The sequence below is a fragment of the Hydrogenivirga sp. genome (assembly GCF_056450045.1).
The window spans coordinates 1-3615 of the sequence record NZ_JBWONM010000189.1 but is presented as its reverse complement, the minus strand read 5'-3'; the positions used below and the strand labels follow the sequence as shown (position 1 = coordinate 3615).

At 50.5% G+C, this 3615-nt stretch carries 6 protein-coding genes; 2 read left to right on the top strand and 4 right to left on the bottom strand.

Translation table 11 applies throughout. The features are described 5' to 3' along the window. The coding region (gene accB / locus AC1HCM_RS07895) for an acetyl-CoA carboxylase biotin carboxyl carrier protein (RefSeq protein WP_479461224.1) at positions 1-370 on the top strand (370 nt) is incomplete at its 5' end. Here accB and ccsA read toward each other — a convergent pair. Both ccsA and nadA read right to left on the bottom strand, forming a co-directional pair. Continuing rightward, complete coding sequence (gene ccsA / locus AC1HCM_RS07890; RefSeq protein ID WP_479461223.1) at positions 367-1134, bottom strand: cytochrome c biogenesis protein CcsA; 768 nt, start codon at positions 1132-1134, stop codon at positions 367-369. The two genes, accB and ccsA, sit on opposite strands and share 4 nt — an antisense overlap. Positions 1135-1143: 9 nt before the next feature. Continuing rightward, positions 1144-2115 (bottom strand): quinolinate synthase NadA, encoded by a 972-nt coding sequence (nadA, locus tag AC1HCM_RS07885; RefSeq protein WP_479461222.1) that lies wholly within the window; start codon positions 2113-2115, stop codon positions 1144-1146. 47 nt (positions 2116-2162) lie between these two features. Here nadA and AC1HCM_RS07880 point away from each other — a divergent pair, with 47 nt between their 5' ends. Further along, positions 2163-2762 carry a Maf family protein gene (locus AC1HCM_RS07880; protein ID WP_479461221.1) on the top strand — a complete coding sequence of 200 codons (600 nt, stop codon included), beginning with the start codon at positions 2163-2165 and terminating at the stop codon, positions 2760-2762. Here the strand turns inward: AC1HCM_RS07880 and AC1HCM_RS07875 are convergent. After that, positions 2725-3216 (bottom strand): type II secretion system protein, encoded by a 492-nt coding sequence (locus tag AC1HCM_RS07875; RefSeq protein ID WP_479461220.1) that lies wholly within the window; start codon positions 3214-3216, stop codon positions 2725-2727. The two genes, AC1HCM_RS07880 and AC1HCM_RS07875, sit on opposite strands and share 38 nt — an antisense overlap. Beyond that, positions 3206-3615: EAL domain-containing protein (locus AC1HCM_RS07870; RefSeq protein WP_479461219.1), on the bottom strand; the 410-nt coding region annotated here is incomplete at its 5' end. The genes AC1HCM_RS07870 and AC1HCM_RS07875, both read right to left, overlap by 11 nt.

Here is a 3615-nt window from a genome sequence, read left to right as displayed (position 1 = left end):
GATAGTCATAGAGACCCACAGGGGTGAGCCTGCAATCCCCAAACCCCAGCCGAAGGCTCCCTCTCAGGAGTTCAAGCATCAGGAGATACTACCCCCGAGCGAGGATATAAGCGAGGAGGAGAAGCATTACCACGTTATCAAGAGCCCTCTTGTCGGCACCTTCTACCGTTCTCCCTCTCCGGGTGCACCCCCCTTCGTTGAGGTGGGAGACATAGTCTCTCCCGGTCAGGTTTTATGTATAATAGAGGCTCTAAAGGTCATGAACGAGATAGAGAGCGATGTGAGGGGAAGGGTTGAGAAGATCCTTGTAGAGAACGGGGAGACCGTTGAGTACGGTCAGCCCCTGTTCCTCATAAATACGGAGGTTTAACCCACTGAGTGCCTTATAAATATGAGGCTTCCAAGGACAAGGATTGAACCGAAGATGGATATCATGGATAAGGTTGAGGGTTTTAGCCCCCTTACGAGGTTAAGATGGACTATCAATGCGTAGTATATCCAAAGAATCAGGGTAAGTATCAGCTTTGGGTCGTTTATCCAGTGCTTTCCAAGGAAGTTTTTTGCCCACAAGCTTCCAAAAATGAGCGTTAAGGTTAAAAATATAAAACCTATATTGAGAAAAATCCTCTCCATTCTCCTCAAAAGGTTGATGGGAACCATAAAACCCTCTATGTGCTTAGACCTGAGCTTCTTTTCAACGAGAAACTTTATGAGGGAGGAGACCCCTGCGAGGATGAGGGCAGCGTAGGAAAGGGCAGCGGAGAGTATGTGATAGACGTAAAAGGGGTTTTTGTACCCCACCTCCTTTGCAGGCAGACCGAGTAAGGTTGTCAGGAAGCCTATGAAGGCTATTATCAGACCGAAGTCAGCCACGTTCTTTCTGAGGAGCAGGTGGGTTGATAGAAATATGAGGACGAGGACGTTCCCTATCAGGGAGACCATGCCGTAAACGTCCCCTATCGGAAAGTGCCCCGTGAGGAAGTACCTCTGGAAAAAGTAGGCTGTATATAGAAGGAGCGAAAGGCTCAGGCTGAGGAGGGGGAGCTGTCGGAGGTTCAAGCCGAGGAAGACCTTAAGGAAAAAGAGAAGGGAGGAGATAACGTAAAAAACTACCGAACCTATCAGAAAGGGCATAGGTTTATTTTAGCTTAGCTCAAGCATCCTCTCTATCGGTCTCCTCGCCCTCTCCATAATATCCTCTGGCAGTATAACCTCGTTTATCTCCCTTTTGAGGGTTTCATAGACCTTCGGTAGGGTTATGCCCTTCATGGTGCAGCAGTAAACCGTCCCGCAGTAGTTCATTGACTCTGGGAATATGTACTCCTTATTGGGGTTCTTCTTCATGAGGGTATGTTTGAGCCCCACCTCGGTTATGACTATAACCCTTTTTGCATCAACGCTCGTTGCATACTTTATTATCTGGGAGGTTGAGCCAACGAAATCCGCTATCTCTATCACCTTGGGGTGGCACTCCGGGTGAACCGCCACCTTAGCATCGGGGTATTTCTCCTTTAGCTTCATCACCTCCCTTGCGGTGAACTCAAAGTGGGGCGGGCAGAAGCCCTTCCAGATTATGAACTCCTTCTCGGGAACCTGTTTTGCCACCCACTGACCGAGAGCCTGGTCGGGCAGGAAGACTATCCTCTTAGCCTCAAGCTTCTTTATTATCCTCGGTGCGTTTGCGGAGGTCACACAGATGTCAACCTCTGCCTTCACGTCGGCGGTCGTGTTTATATAGGCAACGAACTCCGCATCGGGATGCTTTTTCCTGAGCTCCCTGACCTGCTGGGCGCTTATCATGTCCGCCATAGGGCAGCCGGACTCGGGGTTTGGATGGAGAACCTTCTTGGAAGGATTGAGTATCTTTGCGGTCTCGCACATGAACCTGACACCGCAGAAGACGATTATGTCCGCGTCGGTGGTTGCCGCTTTCTTAGAGAGCTCAAGGGAGTCTCCCACAAAGTCCGCTATATCCTGAACCTCGGGTCTCTGGTAGTAGTGGGCTAAGAGGACCGCATTCTTCTCCTTTGCAAGCCTCCTGACCTCCTCCTGAAGCTCCCTTATCTCCTGAGAGGTCAGTTCTCTATCCTGAAGTGCCTGTAAGCTTACGCTCATCAAAAACCTCCTTCCTCAGTGTAAGGTTATAATTTAGACGCTGAGCTATGGCGCTTCAAGGGTCAGGGAGAATAATCCTCGCTTCATCCTCACCAAGAAGGAGGCACCTCCTCTCTCTCCTCGGTCTTGAGTTCTCGGTGGTGCCCGCCCGGATAGAGGAGAGGGTTCTCGGAGACCCGGTGACTACAGCCCGTCGGCTCGCCGACACAAACGCCCTGCACGTGTGGAAGGAAAACAAAGGCTCTCTGGTCATAGGTGCGGACACACTCGTTCATATAGGGGGAAGGATCCTCGGCAAGCCGAGGGATGAGGAGGAAGCCTTTAAGATGCTGAGCTTTCTCTCGGGCAGGTGGCACAGGGTGGTGACCGCCGTCTCAGTGGTCGCTCTTGGTCTTAGGAGAACCTTCCACGATACAGCAAAGGTTAAGTTCAGGTGCCTCTCTGAGGAGGAGATAAGGTTCTACATATCAACGGGAGAGCCTATGGACAAGGCAGGAGCTTACGGAGTTCAGGGCTTTGGCGCCACCCTCGTTGAGAGGATAGAGGGTAGCTTTTACACCGTCATGGGTCTTCCGGTCTCCCGGCTATACGAGGTTCTTAGAGAGCTTTCTATCGTAGAGTTTGGAATACCATCTCCTCCCCGTTGAGATAGACCTTGATGTAATCTGGGATTCCTTCGTAGAACTTTTCCTCCCTGTTTCCAACAACCGCAACTACCCTGAACTCTTCAGCTCTTCCAAGCTCCTGCAGTCTGTCTTCCTCAAGCTCCTCCAGGGCGCCGTAGGGGTAGGGGAACTCGTAGTAGAAGAGCCTGCCGTCCTTAAAAAGATAGGCACACTTTACCACACCCTCGTAGAGGGTCCCTCCGCTCGTTATCATGTAAAGGGCGCCTCCGCTTACTTCAATCTTCTTGGCTCCCACAACCTTCCTCTGAAGGTCCCAAAAGAGGGAGGCTCTTTCAACCAGCGATCGGGATCTTCCGGATAGGGTCAGGCTTGAGTCAATCCCCCTTGAGAAGATGAGAACAAGAAGGGAGAAGGTCAGTCCGATCAGGGTAAGGACTATGAGAACTTCAATCAGGGTGAAGGCTCTACCCCTCAAGGAGCCTCTCCAGCTCTTCCTCGGGCATGGGCTTTGCAAGGTAGAATCCCTGTGCGTAGGTGCATCCCATCTTCTTCAGGAGCTGTAGCTGTTCTTCACTTTCAACCCCTTCCGCATGGCTCTCTATGCCTATCTTATGTGCAAACTCTATTACCGTTTCAACCAACACCCTATCCCTTTCACTCCTCATCATGTTCCTTATAAAGCTCATGTCTATCTTTAGCCTATCCACTGGGAGATCCTTTATGTAGGAAAGGGAGGAGTATCCCGTGCCAAAGTCGTCAATTGCTATCTTGGCTTCCTTGTGAAATTCTTCCAGAACTTTCTTCGTCCTTTCAAGGTTTTCTATCAATAACCTTTCAGTGATTTCTATTACGATCCTGCCTTTGTGTTTGGAGC

What these genes read in the sequence shown, in the direction of transcription:
- nadA (WP_479461222.1), bottom strand. Translation starts at nt 2,115, where the DNA reads ATGAGCGTAAGCTTACAGGCACTTCAGGATAGAGAACTGACCTCTCAG.
- AC1HCM_RS07880 (WP_479461221.1), top strand. Translation starts at nt 2,163, where the DNA reads ATGGCGCTTCAAGGGTCAGGGAGAATAATCCTCGCTTCATCCTCACCA.
- ccsA (WP_479461223.1), bottom strand. Translation starts at nt 1,134, where the DNA reads ATGCCCTTTCTGATAGGTTCGGTAGTTTTTTACGTTATCTCCTCCCTT.